Source organism: Kitasatospora phosalacinea (assembly GCF_000716545.1).
Lineage (GTDB): Bacteria > Actinomycetota > Actinomycetes > Streptomycetales > Streptomycetaceae > Kitasatospora > Kitasatospora phosalacinea.
The window spans coordinates 1-15,634 of the sequence record NZ_JNWZ01000074.1 but is presented as its reverse complement, the minus strand read 5'-3'; the positions used below and the strand labels follow the sequence as shown (position 1 = coordinate 15,634).

Below are 15,634 nucleotides of genomic sequence, written 5' to 3'. Positions count from 1 at the left end.
GACTTGCAGAGACCGTGAAGCCCTCCCCGGAACAGCTCCGGGGAGGGCTTCACGGCATGTTGACGGCAGTAGTTGACGGCAACGTCAGCGGACAGGCGCCGCACAAAGCGGCGGGTCGTCGCCGTCGTCGGGCTCGGTGGTGGCCTCGGGAGGCTTGCCGAGCGTGCGGCTGAGGAGGTCAATGGCGTCACGCTGGAGGCGGAGCCGGACGTGGGCGTGCACGGTGGCGGTGACGCCGATGTGGGCGTGACCGAGGAGTTCTTTGATCACGACGAGTTCGACGCCCTGTTCAAGGAGAAGAGTCGCGGTCGAGTGCCTCAGGTCGTGGAACCGGATCGCCCGGAGGCGAGAGCGGCGGAGTAGGACCTTGAAGTGACGGGTGAGGGTGGCGGGTTCGATCGGGTGCCCGTCGGGCCGGGTGAAGACGTGGCTGCTGTCCATCCAGCCACTGCTGGCCTTCACCCGCTCCTGGGCCTGCTGCTCGCGATGGGCGCGAAGAGAGCGCAGGCAGGACGAGGGCAGGGCGATGCGGCGCTCCGAGCTGATGGTCTTACTGATCATTTCAAAATGAGGTGCGCAGTTTTCTCAGGCAGATGATGCTGCAGGCGAGTTGGAGGAGGCCCAGGTGGAGGTCGGCGCGTATCTCGTAGCGGATCCGCAGGCGTTTGAACTGGTGGAGTCAGGCGAAGGTCCGCTCGACCACCCAGCGGGTCTTCCCGAGTCCGGATCCGTGGGCGACACTACGTCGGGCGATCTTCGGGGTGATGCCGCGAAGCCGCAGAATGCGGCGGTACTTGTCGTGGTCGCAGCCACGATCGGCGAACAGCCTGCGGGGTCGATGGCGTGGCCGTCCGCGCAGGCCCCGGATGCGCGGGATCGCGTCCAGCAGCGGCAGCAGCTGGGTGACGTCGTGTCGGTTCCCACCGGTCAGCGTGACCGCCAGTGGCGTCCCGCACCGGTCGACGATCAAGTGGTGCTTGCTGCCCGCCCGGCCACGGTCGACCGGCGAAGGTCCGGTGTGAGCCCCCCTTTCAGGGCCCTCACGTGCGAGCCGTCGACAGCCGCCTCGTCCATCTCCAGCAGCCCCGCCGACCGCAGTTCGGCGAGCAGGACCTCGTGCAGACGAGGCCACACACCGGCCCCGGTCCAGTCCCGCAGTCGTCGCCAGGCTGTCACGCCGCTGCACCCGGTCCGCTCCGCGGGAACGTCTTGCCAGCTCACGCCCTTGCACAACACATACACGATGCCGCGAAGCGCCGCCCGGTCATCCGCCGGCAGCCGGCCAGGGTAGCGGTGGCGCCTCGGCGGACGCGGCGGAAGCAACGGAGCCACCCGCTCCCACAGGTCATCAGACACAAGATCATCCGGCACGGCAGCACTCTGCCGCCCCACCCCCTCAGATGCCAAGCCCCCAAGCCCAACTCATTCTGAAATGATCAGTTAGTGGGGAGGGCCGTCAGGCCGCCGGTGCGGGTGCGCTGGAGGGTACGGCGGATGCTTGCGGTGCCGTTATCCAGGTCGAGATCTTCCCAGCGCAGGCCGAGGAGTTCGCCCTTGCGGAGTCCCGTGCGGAGGGCGAGTTCGAACAGTGCGTGCAGCCGGTGACCAGAGGCAGCGGCGAGGAAGGTACGGGCTTCAACGGCTGTGAGGGGGTCGAAGCGGCGGGGGCGGGGCGTGCCGGTGCGGACGTTGCGGGCGACGTTGCGCGGGATCTCCTCCTCGCGCACGGCGTCTTCCAGGGCGGACTTTAGGCCGGAGTGGATGTAGGCGAGCGTGAGAGGGGAGAGGTACTTGCGGCAGCACTCGCCGATGGCGCAGCAGCGGGGGCGGCGGTTGGCCTGGGCGTCGGGCTTGCGCCGCGCGTCGATGCCGCGTGCGCAGCACTGGCAGACGGTGCGGAGCTCGTTGAGCCAGGTGCGTACGTCCTTGGCGGTGAGCTTGGCGAGTGCTTCCTTGCGGGTGGTGCCGTAGACGCGGACGCGCTTGCGGGTATTGCCAGGTGCGAGGACGTATCCGGCGGCTTCCCAACGGTCGTCCTTGCGCTGGTAGACGGTGCCGTCGCCGTTGGCGCGGCTGCGGCGGGAGGCGGGGGCGTCGCGGGGTCTGGTCATCCGGCGGCTTCCTGTTCGAGTCGGGTGCGGATGAAGTCGTTGAGGGCGTGGGTGGGGATGCGGCGGGCGCGGCCGAGGGTGAGGGAGGCGAGCTGCCGGGTGCGGAGCAGGTCGTAGACGGCAGTGCGGCCGAGTTGGAGGCGTTCCATGACCTGGGGGACGGTGAGGAGTTCGGTGGAGGCGGTCACGCGACGGCTCCCGTCCGGACAGCCCTCATCGGGTGATCGACCGGCTGACCAGCGCAGTGACCGGGTTGTTGCGGCCGCCGGATCTGGTTCCAGCTCTTGCGGTGTGCTGGCCTATCGGCGAGGAGTTCGGAGAGGTGGGCGAGTTCGGGCAGCAGGCCCGTGCCGGCGTACTGCCAGTGGGAGATCACCAACGTTGAGCCCGAGCCCCCGCGCTGACCGGTGCTGTCGCGGTGACCGGCGGAGTGACCGGGGTGCTGACCGTGACCGGATCGGTGGCCGGCGGTCAGGTCGGTGAAGTGACCGGGCCGGTCACCGACCGGACGGCCGTCGGTCACCTGACCGGACTGCGGCTCGGCCGACTCCGAGGCCGCCTCCGGCGCGTCGGACCGGCTGGTTCGCCAGGCGGTCCGTTCGGCTCGGAGGTGGGCGCGGGTGGTGGAATAGCGGCGGGTGCGGGTGGAGAAGTGGCCTCGGAAGCCGAGCATGTGGGCCCACTGCCGCAGGCGGAGATGCGCGTACCGGGGACGGGTGGCGAGGTGCCAGGCAGTGTGGATCATGCGGCGGGCATGGTCGGTGATGTCGAACTGCGCGAGTTCGGCCAGGAAGCGGAGGCGATGGTCGAGGGTGCCGGTGGTGGTCTCGGCACCCTTGGTGGCGTACTTGGCGATGTAGGCGGCGACGTGTCGCTCGGTGACCGGGCGGCCTTCGGTGAAGTCCGTGCCACGGATCGGCCGGACGTCAATCTGCCGACCGAACCGGAACACCGACAGCCCGACCTGGCCGATCTCCGGGGAGCTGGGCGGGTTCTCGGCGGGCTGCTGCGGCTGGCCTGCGTGGTGGACGCGGGTGCGCCTGGCGGCGGCACGGACGGCGTGGTCGAGGAGCCCGGTGGTTGCCCAGGCGGGCGGGGCGCTGCTGGGACCGGTGGGTCCGTCGAGGCGGATGACGGCGTGGAAGTGGACCTGGCCGCGTTTCTGGTACTCGGCGACCTTGGCGTAGGAGAGGGTGGCGTGGTGCCGTAGGGTGCGCTGGGTGAGTCAGGCGGCCTTGGCGATCTCTCGGCGCAGGTGGGTGGTGAAGCGCGCCCAAAGGGCCGGGGCGTGCGCGTTCCACAGCACCGCGCCGGTGTAGTCGTAGCGCTTGGGGTCGAGAGGGGTACCGAGGAGCGGGTCGCTGTCGGGGTGGGCATGGCCGCAGTGGCAGCGGCCGGTGTCGGGCTGATTGTGGACGGGGCCGAAGCCGGGGGCGGTGAGGGTGGTGAAGACGCGGGGGTGGGTGGCGACGGTCTTGCCGCCGCGCAGTCCGGCGGCGATGAGCTGGTAGGTGTCGTAGCGGTAGACGGTCGAGCAGGCCGGGCAGCGGGTCGCGCGGCGGTTGCCGCAGCGGACCAGCAGCTCGCCCGCCGGGAGCTGCCGCGCGCCGAGGTGGTCGAGGACCTGGCCCGTCGCGGTGTCGACGCGGGTGCGGTGCCCGGTCAGGCGGATCGGACGGGCGCAGCCGCCGAGCCCGCCGACCTGGCGGGCCAGGGGTGAGAGGTACCCGGCGGCGGCGAGCTTCGCCAGCCGGACGGTCAGCCGCGCCCGGCGTTCCAGCGCCGAATCCCTGCTCGCGGACGCGCCGGGCGTGACAGCGTGCGTCGGTTTGGCGGACGCCTGGTTCGCGAGGGTGAACGTGGTTGTGGGAGAGGGGAATTGGAGCTGCGCGGGCATGCGGGACAGGCCTCCGGCAGAAGCAGGGGGGAGATGAGGGGTGGCGGGCCGAAGCGATCGGCTCACAGGGGAACGGGGGCGCCTCACGGCGGGCGCGGGCACTGGGCCGGGGACGGCTGGTCCGGTCGGCGGGGGCAGTGTTGATCACGGGCGGTGCGTGAAGGTAGCACCGTTCCCCGGGCGCATTCAAGTGCATCCCTCCTCATTCCTTTCTTTGGGTGGCGGGACGCGGATAGTGTGGGGCCGGTTTCCCGGTTTGGACGGGCCGGAATTCGCTGGTAATGGGAGCGGAAGGCGGGGTGGCGGGCGTGGTGACGACGCGGCGGGGGCGCAGGCCGGCGGGCGGCGGAGTGCTGCTGACGTTCGAGGTCATCGCCGAGACCCTGCGGGAGCAGATCCGCTCGGGCGGGCTGAAGCCGGGCGGCGCGCTGCCGACGCAGGCTGAGTTGATGCGCGAGTTCGGGGCGTCGAGCTTGACCGTGCAGAAGGCCATGGCTCTGCTGAAGCAGGACGGGTGGGCGGTCTCCCGTCCCGGCAAGGGCGCCTTCGTCGCCCACCACGACCATGCCGAAGACGCGGACGCGAAGGCCGCGCCCGGGAGCGGGGCGGCGGCGCGCGTCGAGGCGCTGGAGCTGGTGCTGGCCGAGGCCGTCGAGCGGATCGCCGACCTCCGCGCTCGCGTCGAGGCTCTGGAACAGGGCGGCGTGCGGCGGGGTTGAGCTGCGACGTTTCAACCCGTGATCGCTGGATCGGGTGCCTTCTCCGGTTCTCGGCGCGTCGGGCATGAGACCGGGTTAGGGTCGGCGCGGGTCCAGAAGACCGGGCGTGGTGGTGGTGTGTCGACGCCTGGGGTGCCGGGGAGGCAGACTGGGGCGGGTAGTAGGAGAGGCAGGGAGCTGGGATGTCGGTGCAGCCGATCGAGGTGGAGAACACCGGGGATCCGGTGCCGCGCAACGCCGAGGGGATCGCGGCGGCGCTGTCCGGGGCGCGGCGGATGGAGTTCTACCGGGAGTTGCTGTCGGCCGCGCCGCAGGACGCGGAGGCGGTGCTGCGGCGCTGGTGGTGCGAGGCGGTCCTCGATGTCGAGCAGGCCCGCGGCGACCAGTTGACCGTCGCCGCCCTGGCCGGCACGCTGCCCCTGCGCAGCGTCGCCTCCGTGATCGAGCACCGGCGCGCGGCGGGGCTGCCCGTTGAGTGACGCCGACCAGCCGCACGAGGAGGACGGCGAGGGAAGCGAGGACGAGGGCTGGCCCTGCTACCTCTCCCCGGAGGTCGAGGCCCTGTTCCAGGACCCGGCAGTGACCGGGGCGGTTTTCAGCGCCATCGTCTCCGCCACCGTGCGGATTAACGCCACGCGCGGCCTCGTCCCCGGCAGCACCGCCTCCGAGCGGTGGCCCCAGCAGCGGCGTATCGCACTCGGCCCCGGAGGCTCCCTCGGCGTCGCCGAGTACGTCATCGTCGCTGACGCCCCCGAACCCCACTGCGTCATCACCCGCGTCCAGCTCTACTGACCAGCCACCTCACGCGGGCGCGCTCCCGCCACTGGGACACAGGCCGAGGCTGTGCGTCCAGATTTTCTCTACGAGGTTCAAGGCGGTGCCCCGCCGCCTGAGCTGGCCGAGCGCCGCCGACCGACCCGTTGTCGGGTACTCGGCCGCCGCCCGCATGGGGTGCCGGTGGAGCGAGCAGGTCGACGTCCGAAATGCCGCAAGCCCCGGCCAGCCGGAGCAAGTTGTGGGCTATGGACACCTTGCCCGCGACGTGGAGCAAGGTGTCGCCCACGACCGTCCTACGGCCGGTCGTTCGAGATGGCCGGCCAGGGGTCCGACCATCAAGGCCTGTCGCCGAGCCGATCATCGGCGGGTGGCTGGTGTTCGCCTCCGGCGGGGAGTGAAGCCCCGGCCGTCCGGCGTCGACTGACCCTCTCCCCTCCCGGCCCCCGCACTGCGATACTGGCCGACGCATGCGCCTGGCCACACCTGCCCGAGGGCACCCTGGCGGCCGACCGCCGAGCCGCCGAGAGCCCTCCGGCCCGCCAGATTGGTCTAGACCCTTGACGGCAGTGGTGACGGCAACAACCACGAACAACCCCGGCCGAACCCGCACCCCAGCGGAACCATTAAATGCGGCTTGACCTGCGAAAATGCAGGTAGTGAGGGGCCGCATAGCACACGTACTATGTTCTGGCGGGCACCTCGCCAGTCCTCGTCCACAATTGTGAGCTTGATAATTCGGCGTCAGACGCGAAGCAGGCCAGGGAGATCCAGGCTGCTGAGCGCCGAGGTATAGAGCCGACGGTCCTGGGTGAAGGGGCGGGCTACGATGGTCTCCGTGCCGCGCTTGGAGGTGAAACGGACTTCAAGTGGGCCGTTGTCAGGGGTGCATTGGGCGGCCATGAGTTGCGAGTGATGCCGGCCTACGCTGGCGGAGGCGGCGGTAAATGGCCTAGGGCTGAATTGGCGCATACTGTTCTGGCCGGCCGTGGCGGAAAGGTCCTCGCCGCTGGATCTGGGAATGTGGACGACCTGTTCAGGATGGCAGCTATCAACAACTGGAGCGGCCACTTCCATCCGGGAGAAGAGTTGATGGGCATAGGTGAAGCCGCTTTTGAAAGAGCCGGGATCTCGACCATGGTCGTTCCGCGTCCAAAGGGGTAGCGCGTTATGCATGATTCGGATTTTCCGGATTCCTCACATCTGCTGTCCGTATTGAACTGGGATGAGATGGCGGAAATAGTATCAATTTCCGAATCGTTGCCCCGCTCGCCCTTTTGGTGGTCCGCTCTGATTGCATCCTGCTCATCAGGGTTTGCTTCTGCAGATCCAGGGGGATTGGAAATGGAGCGGTGGGGAGAGAATCTCTTGAACTCTCTCAAGTCTGCGCGAAGGAGTGGCGTTGTCCCCTGGGAGGAGACTGTCCATCGGGAGGTTTTGGCCAAAATTTCAATGATCACATCCGGGATTTCCGGCGGAGCCGTAGCCCATGGCTTGGATGGGGTATGGAAAGATTTCACTGGAGCAATGGCGAGGGAAGGGGAGACGCTAGATGGATTGAGATCCGAGATAGCGTCGATCCAGACGTCCGGGGTGGGGACGACTACTCCCAGGCGGATCTACCAGCTTCAGCGCATACGCTTCATCCTGAGGGAGATCCTCAGGGAGTGTGAGGGTATGGCCAGTCCAGTGAATAGTGAACTAATGCGTTGGGTGAATTCTTTGGCCATCGCCTAGTGCTCGATTCAATCGACCCCCCTTGGGGGCGATGATCAAATAGGCGTTTTCCCATTTGAAGAAACCCGGAATGAGATCGTCCCGCGACTCCTTGGTAGCTGAAGGGGTCGCGGGGCTTTCATCTACAAATTCCAAGTGTGGATTTTATCTAAGCCAGCCCTGCCGCCGTGGCGAAGTCGCGCTTGAGGGCGTCCAGCAGGGCCTGGGCGCGGAGGCGGGCGGCCGGGAGGTCGGCGGGGGTGGGGACCGGGAGGACGGCCTCCAGGTAGCACTTGAGCTTGGGCTCGGTGCCGGAGGGGCGGACCACGACCCGGGCCGAGGTGACGGTCGGGCCGGTGAGGAGGTAGCGCAGGCCGTCGGTCGGGGGGAGGTCGGGGCTGCCCGCGGACAGGTCGTCGGCGCGGGTGACGGTCAGGCCCGCCAGTTCGACGGGGGGCTTCTCGCGGAGGGCGGCCATCGCGTCGGAGATGACGGAGAGGTCCTCGACCCGGACGGAGAGCTGGTCGGTGGCGTGCAGGCCGTGCGCGAGGGCGAGTTCGTCCAGCAGGTCGGTGAGGGTGCGGCCGTCGCGCCCCAGGCCGGCGGCGAGTTCGGCGATCTGCAGGGCGGCCGTGATGCCGTCCTTGTCGCGCACGCCGTCCGGGTCGACGCAGTAGCCGAGCGCCTCCTCGTAGCCGTAGCGGATGTCCTCGGTGCGGGAGATCCACTTGAAGCCGGTCAGCGTCTCGGCGTAGCCCAGCCCGGCCGCGGCGGCGATCTTGCCGAGCAGGGTGGAGGAGACGATGGTGGTGGCGAACACGCCCTGCGCGCCCTTGGCGGCGACGGCCGCGCCCAGCAGCGCGCCGACCTCGTCGCCGCGGAGCATCCGCCAGCCCCCGTCGGCGGCGGTGTCGGGGACGGCGACGGCGCAGCGGTCGGCGTCCGGGTCGTTGGCGATCACCAGGTCGGGGCGGGCCGTGCGGGCGGCGGCGAAGGCGAGGTCCATCGCGCCGGGCTCCTCCGGGTTGGGGAACGCGACGGTGGGGAAGTCCGGGTCCGGCTCGGCCTGTTCGGCGACCACGGCGGGCGCCGGGAACCCGGCGGCGGCGAACGCGGCGAGCAGCACGTCCCGGCCGACGCCGTGCAACGGGGTGTAGATGGTGGTGAGTTCGCGCGGGCCGGTGGGGTCGAGGACGGAGACGGCGCGGGCGAGGTAGGCGTCGAGCACGTCCTCGCCGAGCACCTCCCAGCCGCCCTCCGCGCGCGGGACGTCGGCGAGCGCGCCCAGCGCGTCGATCTCGGCGGCGATGTCCGCGTCCGCGGGCGGGACGATCTGCGAACCGTCGCCCAGGTACACCTTGTAGCCGTTGTCCTGCGGCGGGTTGTGGCTGGCGGTCACCACCACGCCGGCCGCCGCGCCCAGGTGCCGGATCGCGAACGCGAGGACGGGCGTCGGCAGCGCCCGCGGCAGCAGCGCGGCGCGCAGCCCGGCCCCCACCACCACGGCCGCGGTGTCCAGGGCGAAGTCGTACGACCTGTGCCGGGCGTCGTAGCCGATCACCACCAGGTCGCCCAGCTCGGGGTGCTTGCGGACGTACCCGGCCAGGCCCGCCGCGGCCCGGATCACCACGGCGCGGTTCATCCGCGTCGGCCCGGCGCCCAGTTCGCCGCGCAGCCCGGCGGTGCCGAACTGCAGGCGCCCGGCGAAGCGTTCGGCCAGCCGCGACCAGGCGATCCGCTCCTCGCCCTCGGCCTCCGGCCCCTCGGCGGCGGCCAGCATCCCGGCCAGCTCCTCGCGGGTCTGCGGGTCGGGGTCCTCGGCCAGCCAGGCGCGGGCCCGGTCGAGGAGGTCGTTGGTGGGTGCCTTCGGCATGCGGCCCGCTCCCTGGGTGTGGAGGACGAGAGGACGAGGGACGAGAGGACGAGGGGTGTGCCCGGCGGGGGAGTCCGGCCCCCGCCGGGGTGTCAGATCCGCTCCAGGACCTTCGCCAGCAGAGCGCCCATCCGCTCGGCGGAGGCCTTGCCGGCCTCCAGCACCTCGGCGTGGTTGAGCGGTTCGCCGGTGATGCCCGCGGCCAGGTTGGTGACCAGCGAGATGCCGAGCACCTCGGCGCCGGCCTCGCGGGCGGCGATGGCCTCCAGGGTGGTGGACATGCCGACCAGTTCGCCGCCGATCACCCGGGCCATGTTGACCTCGGCCGGGGTCTCGTAGTGCGGGCCGCGGAACTGCACGTAGACGGCCTCGTCGAGGGACGGGTCGATCTCGCGGCACAGGGCGCGCAGGCGCTTGGAGTACAGGTCGGTGAGGTCGACGAAGTTGGCGCCGACGATCGGGGAGTCCGCGGTCAGGTTGATGTGGTCGCTGATCAGCACGGGCTGCCCGGGGACCCAGCCCTCGCGCAGGCCGCCGCAGCCGTTGGTGAGCACGATCGTCCGGCAGCCGGCCGCGGCGGCGGTGCGCACGCCGTGCACCACGGTGGCCACGCCGTGGCCCTCGTAGTAGTGGTTGCGGCCGAGGAAGACCAGGGCCCGGCGCTCGCCGCCGCCGGGGATCCGCACCGAGCGGACGGTGCCGGCGTGGCCGGCCACCGCGGGGGCGGGGAAGCCGGGCAGGGCGGTGACCGGGAACTCCGCGAGTGTCTCGCCCAGGGCGTCGGCGGCCGGCACCCAGCCGGAGCCCATCACCAGGGCGACGTCGTGGCGTTCGGCGCCGGTGAGTTCGCGCAGCCGGTCGGCGGCGGCCCGGGCGGCGGCGTAGGGGTCGGCGGGGGCGACCGTCTGAGGAGATGCGTTCACGCGGTCGAGGATAGGTCAAATCTGCCTACGCGCGTAGACAGCACGCCCAGGCCATGCCGGATCGTTACCCGGATTGCGGGGAAGCACGGCATTCGTCCCCGGGACGGCAAGGGTTCCCGGCGGAACCCACAACGGTCGGCGGGGGGCGGCCCGGCGGGGCGCGCGGCCTCAGCAGGGGCGGCGGCGCAGGTCCAGCACGTAGTCGTCGGGGGCGCCGGCGCTCTCCGCCGCGTCCGCGATCAGGCCCAGGTAGCGGGCGGCGGGCAGCCCGCCCTCGTAGTCGTTCAGCACGTACGTCCAGACCGCGACCTCGCCGTCCAGGGTCTGCGCGCGCAGCTTCACCTTGCGGTAGATGCCGAGCTGCACGCCCTCCCAGCGGTCCAGGCCGTCCTCGTCCATCGGGGCGACGTCGTAGAGCGAGACGAAGACCTGCTCCTTCTCGTTCTCCACCACGGTGGCCAGCGAGCCCTCCCAGCCGAGCTGCTCGCCGCCGAAGGTCAGCCGCCAGCCGGGCAGCCAGCCGGTGCCGCGCAGCGGGGAGTGCGGGGCGCGGCGGGACATCTGCCGGGCGTCGAGGTTGGTGGCGTAGGCGGCGTAGAGCGACATGCGGGCCAGCCTACGGGAGCGGAACGGTCCACCGGGCTGCGAACCCGGAGCGGGCCTACCGTGGAGGGAGGTCTCACCCCGCGGGCGGACCCGCCGGGTCGGGGGGCGGGGTGTGCGCCGGACGGGAGCGTCCTGATGCGACAACTACCGGTGGTGGCGGGTGCCCCGGTCGTGGCGGCGGTGCTGCTGGCGACCGCGGTCGGCTGCGGGTCCAACGGCGGCGGCGGCCAGGCGGGAGCCAGCCCGCCGGGCGCGGTGACCGTCACCGCGACGCCGACCCCGACGGTCACCGTCACGCCGACCCCGACCCCGACGGCCACCGTCACGCCGCAGACGGTCACCGCCACACCGAACCCGACGGGCACGGTCACCACCGCGAAGGGCGGCAACCCGACCTTCACCAACGCCACCGCCGTGGTCACGCAGTACTACGAGGACATCACCAACCACGACTACGCGGCGGCCTGGGCGCTGGGCGGCAAGAACATCGGCGGCAGCGACTACAACGGCTGGGTGAAGGGCTACGCCACCACGGCGCGGATCTACCTCGGCACCAGCAGCGAGTTCGGCTCCGGCCAGGTGCGCGCGGTGATCTACGCGGTGCAGACCGACGGCAGCACGAAGACCTACGAGGGCACCTACACGGTGTCCAACGGGGTGCTGGTGGCGGCCTCGATCCAGCAGACCGGCTAGCGGCGGGTCGGGCGGCGCGGCCGGGGGCGGGACCGGGGCGGGACCGGAGCGGGGCAACAACAACGGCCCCGGCGTGGAATCGGTTCCGGCATGCGGGACAATGGAGCACGTGACTCGGATCGTGATCATCGGTGGCGGACCTGGCGGATACGAGGCGGCCCTCGTGGCCGCCCAGCTCGGCGCGGAGGTGACCGTCGTCGACCGCGACGGTCTGGGCGGATCGGCGGTGCTGACGGACTGCGTGCCGTCCAAGACGCTGATCGCCACCGCCGAGGTGATGACCAGCTTCGACAGCTCCTACGAGGAACTCGGCATCCTGGTCGCCGACGGCACGCCGGACCCGGCCGACCCGGCCCGGGTGGTCGGCGTCGACCTCGGCAAGGTCAACCGCCGCGTGAAGCGGCTCGCCATCGCCCAGTCCCACGACATCACCCAGGCGGTCACCCGCGCCGGGGTCACCGTGCTGCGCGGCCGCGGCCGGCTCGGCGCCGGCGGCCAGGCGATCGACGGCTCCCGCGAGGTGCTGGTCGACCTGGCCGACGGCGGCACCGAGTCGGTGCGCGCCGACGCGGTGCTGATCGCCACCGGCGTCCGCCCGCGCGAGCTGCCCGACGCCCAGCCGGACGGCGAGCGGATCCTCGCCTGGACGCAGGTGTACGACCTGGAGGAGCTGCCGCGCGAGCTGATCGTGGTCGGCTCCGGCGTCACCGGCGCCGAGTTCGCCGGCGCCTACCAGGCGCTCGGCTCGAACGTCACGCTGGTCTCCTCGCGCGACCGGGTGCTCCCCGGCGAGGACCCGGACGCCGCCGAGGTGCTGGAGGACGTGTTCCGCCGCCGCGGCATGAACGTGATGAGCCGCTCGCGGGCGGAGAGCGCCAAGCGCGTGGGCGACCTGGTCGAGGTGACGCTGGCGGACGGCCGGGTGATCACCGGCACGCACTGCCTGATGGCGGTCGGCTCGATCCCCAACACCGCCGACCTCGGCCTGGAGGAGGCCGGCGTCGCGGTCAATGACTGGGGCCAGATCAAGGTGGACCGGGTCTCCCGCACCTCCGCCCCCGGCGTGTACGCGGCCGGCGACTGCACCGGCGTCTTCATGCTGGCCTCGGTGGCCGCCATGCAGGGCCGGATCGCGATGTACCACGCGCTCGGCGACGCGGTGCAGCCGCTGAACCTGAAGACCGTGGCGTCCAACGTGTTCACCGACCCGGAGATCGCCACCGTCGGCTACACCCACACCGACGTGTCCTGCGGGAAGATGGACGCCGTCGAGGTGAAGCTCCCGCTGCGCGGCAACCCGCGGGCCAAGATGCAGGGCATCCGGGACGGCTTCGTGAAGCTGTTCGCCCGCCCCGGCACCGGCATCGTGGTCGGCGGCGTGGTGGTCGCCCCGCGAGCCTCCGAGCTGATCCACTCCATCTCGCTGGCGGTGGACAACAACCTGACGGTGGAGCAGGTGGCGAGCGCCTTCACGGTGTACCCGTCGCTGTCCGGCTCGACCGCCGAGGCGGCCCGCCAGCTGCACATCCGCAAGCGCGAGGGCGCCGGCTCCTGAGGGGCGCCGCCCCTCCGGGGGCGCACGGGACGCGCGGGAACGAGCCGGGCGCGCGCTGCCCGGCTCACCCGGTCGGCGGGGCGCGCATTGTACGGTCGTGCGCCGTTCCGAGGTGAGCAAATCCCGTTACCAGGTGCAAACGCCTGAAAGCAGACGGTCACTCGGGTTACCGTCGGTTCTGTGTTTGCAGCAGAACGTCGCCAGTTGATCCTAGAGATGGTGCGCGCCAACGGAGCCGTGTCGCTCCGTGAACTGGCCCGCGTCGTCCAGACCTCCGAAGTCACCGTCCGCCGGGACGTCCGGGCGCTGGAGTCCGAAGGGCTGCTCGACCGCCGCCACGGCGGCGCGGTGCTGCCCGGCGGGTTCAGCCGTGACCCGGGCTACCCGCAGAAGACCCACCTCGCCACCGCCGAGAAGAGCGCCATCGCCGACCTCGCCGCGGACATGGTCGAGGAGGGCGACGCCATCGTGGTCGGCGCCGGCACCACCACCCAGGAGCTGGCCCGCCGGCTCGCCCGGGTGCCGGGGCTGACGGTGGTCACCAACTCGCTGCTGGTCGCCCAGGCGCTGGCGCACGCCAACCGGGTGGAGGTGGTGATGACCGGCGGCACCCTGCGCGGCTCCAACTACGCCCTGGTGGGCAGCGGCGCCGAGCAGTCGCTGGCCGGGCTGCGGGTCACCAAGGCGTTCATCTCCGGCAGCGGCCTGACCGCCGAACGCGGCCTGTCCACCGCCAACATGCTCTCCGCCTCGGTCGACCGGGCGCTGGTGCAGGCCGCCAACGAGGTGATCGTGCTGGCCGACCACACCAAGCTCGGCACCGACAGCATGTTCCAGACCGTCGCCACCGAGGCGATCACCCGGCTGGTCACCGACGAGCGCACCCTGCTGGACGACCTCACCTCCCGCGAGCAGCACGCGCTCGCCGACTGCGGGGTGCAGGTCTCGGTGGCCTCGCTCGGCCTGACCGCCGAGACCGGGGCGCACCAGCAGGCCGCCCGCCGGGCCGCCGGCCCGTCCGCGCCGGCCGTCGGCCCGGCCGCTCCCGGCAGCCCGCTGCCCGGTCAGCGCCGCCCCGCCCCGCCCGGGGCCCTGTCGCCCGCCGCCGCCCGGCTCGCCGAGCGGATCCGCTGACGGCCCGCCCCCACCGACCGCGCCGGGGCGCCCCACTGACCGGTTCCGGCCCGCCCGCCGCCGACCCCTGGCCGCCCCGACCGGCCCGCTTGTAGCGTCTGCCCCCATGGACGCAGCGAGCGAAACACTCGACCGCACAACCGAATTGACGGTGCGTGAGGCACGCGGCGGCCGCGGCCCCGCGACCTGGGGGCAGCGCGCCATCCACTCCGCCCTGGTCAGGCTCGGCACCGAGGCACCCCGCTACAACCTGCGGCTGGCCGCCCCCGTCGACCCCGGCATGGCGCCGGACGCGGTGCTCCGCGCCTACACCGAACTGCTGCACCTGCACGACGCGTTGCGCACCCGGCTGGTCGAGGAGGACGGCGACCTGGTCCAGGTCGCCGACGCCGACGGCACCCTGCCGGTGGCGCTGCTGCACCGGGACACGCCCGAACTGGCCGCCGAGGCGGCCGCCGACCTGCTCGGCGAGTACGCCCGGCAGCCCTTCGACCTGGCCCGCGGCTGGCCGGTGCGGCTCGGCCTGGTGCTGGTCGACGGGCTGGTCCGGCAGACCGTCGTGGTGCTCTCGCACACCGCCGCGGACGGCTGGGGGATGCGCCGGATGGTCCGCGACCTGATGCTGCTGGCCGCCGGGCGCACCGCCCGGGACCTGCGCGCCGAACGGAAGTTCGCCCAGCCGCTGGAGGAGGCCGCCGAGCAGTGCTCGCCGCGCGGCCGCCGCCGGGACGCCGCCGCCCGCCGGCACTGGCGGGACAAGCTGGCCGCCGGGCCGCGCGCCCTGCTGCCCCGTCCGCCGGGCGAACCGGACCCGCGGCGGACCTTCCCGTACGCGCTGCTGCGCTCCCCGGCGCTGGCCGCCGCCCTCCCGGTGGCCGCCGCCCGGCTGCGCACCAGCGACGCCACGGTGCTGCTGGCCGCCGCCGCCACCGAACTGGCCCGGCTCGGCGGGCGGCGCGCCTTCCTGTGCCAGGTGGTGGTCGGCAACCGGTTCACCGAGCAGGCCGCCGAGGCCGTCACCACGCTCGCCCAGGAGGGCCTGTTCCACCTCCCGGAGATCTCCGACGACTTCGCCGAGACCGTCCGCCGCGCCCGGGGCCCGGCGCTCGCCGCCTACCGCCACTCCGGCTACGACAAGCCGCGGCTGGACTCCGAACTCGACGAACTGCGGTCCTCGGGCGTCGAGCTGGCCGACCACTCGGTGTTCTGGAACGACACCAGGGACCCACTGGCCGCGCTGATGGCCGACGCCCCGACCCGGCAGCCCTCGGGCGAGCGGGAGTTGAGCTTCCCCGACGAGTTCCCGATCCGCCCCGGGGTGTCCGTCGCGGTGGACGTGGTGGTGGTGCCGGGCGCGGTCGAGCTGCGGATGGTGGTGGACAGCGCGCTGCTGGACCGCGAGCAGATGGCGCGGTTCCTGTGCGGCGTCGAGGAGACGGTGCTCGGCGCGGCCCGGTAGCCCCGACAGCCCGAAGGGCGGCGGGAGTCGGTGGACTCCCGCCGCCCTTCCGGGTACCGCTCTACCCTCAGACGTCCTTGATCTCGCAGAGGGGGGCGCCGCTGGAGACGGAGGCGCCGATTTCGGCGGTGAGGCCGACGATGGTGCCGGTCTTGTGGGCGTTGAGGGGTTGTT

General features: G+C 71.9%; 12 protein-coding genes and 4 pseudogenes. 7 read left to right on the top strand and 9 right to left on the bottom strand.

All coding sequences use genetic code 11. From position 1 onward, the window contains the following. Positions 1-84: 84 nt before the first annotated feature. The 5 genes and pseudogenes from OO48_RS28645 to OO48_RS34620 form a co-directional block, all read right to left on the bottom strand. Positions 85-555: pseudogene (locus OO48_RS28645) on the bottom strand (tyrosine-type recombinase/integrase); the annotation flags it as partial. A gap of 7 nt (positions 556-562) precedes the next feature. After that, a pseudogene (locus tag OO48_RS36785) lies at positions 563-1,371 on the bottom strand (IS5 family transposase). Between the two features lie 71 nt (positions 1,372-1,442). Beyond that, positions 1,443-2,111 (bottom strand): annotated as a pseudogene (locus tag OO48_RS28635) (tyrosine-type recombinase/integrase); the annotation flags it as partial. Next, complete coding sequence (locus tag OO48_RS28630) at positions 2,108-2,299, bottom strand: helix-turn-helix domain-containing protein (protein ID WP_033221462.1); 192 nt, start codon at positions 2,297-2,299, stop codon at positions 2,108-2,110. The gene OO48_RS28630 and the pseudogene OO48_RS28635, both read right to left, overlap by 4 nt. 116 nt (positions 2,300-2,415) lie before the next feature. After that, positions 2,416-4,008: pseudogene (locus tag OO48_RS34620) on the bottom strand (replication initiator); the annotation flags it as partial. A 350-nt stretch (positions 4,009-4,358) separates the two neighbouring features. Here OO48_RS34620 and OO48_RS28620 point away from each other — a divergent pair. The 3 genes from OO48_RS28620 to OO48_RS28610 all read left to right on the top strand — a co-directional run bounded on the left by OO48_RS28620 (position 4,359) and on the right by OO48_RS28610 (position 5,519). Further along, a complete protein-coding gene (locus OO48_RS28620; RefSeq protein ID WP_033221486.1) occupies positions 4,359-4,727 on the top strand; it encodes a winged helix-turn-helix domain-containing protein in 369 nt (122 codons plus the stop codon). Between the two features lie 182 nt (positions 4,728-4,909). Continuing rightward, a complete protein-coding gene (locus tag OO48_RS28615) occupies positions 4,910-5,206 on the top strand; it encodes a hypothetical protein (RefSeq protein ID WP_033221454.1) in 297 nt (98 codons plus the stop codon). After that, complete coding sequence (locus OO48_RS28610) at positions 5,199-5,519, top strand: hypothetical protein (protein WP_033221452.1); 321 nt, start codon at positions 5,199-5,201, stop codon at positions 5,517-5,519. Before OO48_RS28615 ends, OO48_RS28610 begins: the two co-directional genes overlap by 8 nt. A gap of 726 nt (positions 5,520-6,245) precedes the next feature. On the opposite strand, the gene OO48_RS39080 is transcribed toward OO48_RS28610, so the two are convergent. The 4 genes from OO48_RS39080 to OO48_RS28590 all read right to left on the bottom strand — a co-directional run bounded on the left by OO48_RS39080 (position 6,246) and on the right by OO48_RS28590 (position 10,619). After that, positions 6,246-6,677, bottom strand: coding sequence for a hypothetical protein (locus OO48_RS39080; RefSeq protein ID WP_167346484.1), 432 nt, complete (start codon positions 6,675-6,677; stop codon positions 6,246-6,248). A gap of 709 nt (positions 6,678-7,386) precedes the next feature. Continuing rightward, positions 7,387-9,090, bottom strand: coding sequence for a phospho-sugar mutase (locus OO48_RS28600; protein WP_033221446.1), 1,704 nt, complete (start codon positions 9,088-9,090; stop codon positions 7,387-7,389). Between the two features lie 92 nt (positions 9,091-9,182). Continuing rightward, complete coding sequence (locus OO48_RS28595; RefSeq protein ID WP_033221442.1) at positions 9,183-10,013, bottom strand: purine-nucleoside phosphorylase; 831 nt, start codon at positions 10,011-10,013, stop codon at positions 9,183-9,185. A 168-nt stretch (positions 10,014-10,181) separates the two neighbouring features. After that, complete coding sequence (locus OO48_RS28590; protein WP_033221437.1) at positions 10,182-10,619, bottom strand: gamma-glutamylcyclotransferase family protein; 438 nt, start codon at positions 10,617-10,619, stop codon at positions 10,182-10,184. Positions 10,620-10,754: 135 nt separating this feature from the next. On the opposite strand from OO48_RS28590, the gene OO48_RS35505 reads away from it, so the two are divergent. From OO48_RS35505 to OO48_RS28565, 4 genes are all read left to right on the top strand, one after another. Then, entirely contained in the window at positions 10,755-11,312 is a 558-nt protein-coding gene (locus OO48_RS35505) for a hypothetical protein (RefSeq protein ID WP_157845558.1), read from the top strand. Between the two features lie 100 nt (positions 11,313-11,412). Beyond that, complete coding sequence (locus OO48_RS28575; protein ID WP_033221431.1) at positions 11,413-12,867, top strand: NAD(P)H-quinone dehydrogenase; 1,455 nt, start codon at positions 11,413-11,415, stop codon at positions 12,865-12,867. A 216-nt stretch (positions 12,868-13,083) separates the two neighbouring features. After that, complete coding sequence (locus OO48_RS28570; protein ID WP_033221429.1) at positions 13,084-14,001, top strand: DeoR/GlpR family DNA-binding transcription regulator; 918 nt, start codon at positions 13,084-13,086, stop codon at positions 13,999-14,001. A gap of 151 nt (positions 14,002-14,152) precedes the next feature. Then, positions 14,153-15,460, top strand: coding sequence for a condensation domain-containing protein (locus OO48_RS28565; RefSeq protein WP_051733017.1), 1,308 nt, complete (start codon positions 14,153-14,155; stop codon positions 15,458-15,460). The last annotated feature ends 174 nt before the right edge of the window (positions 15,461-15,634 follow it).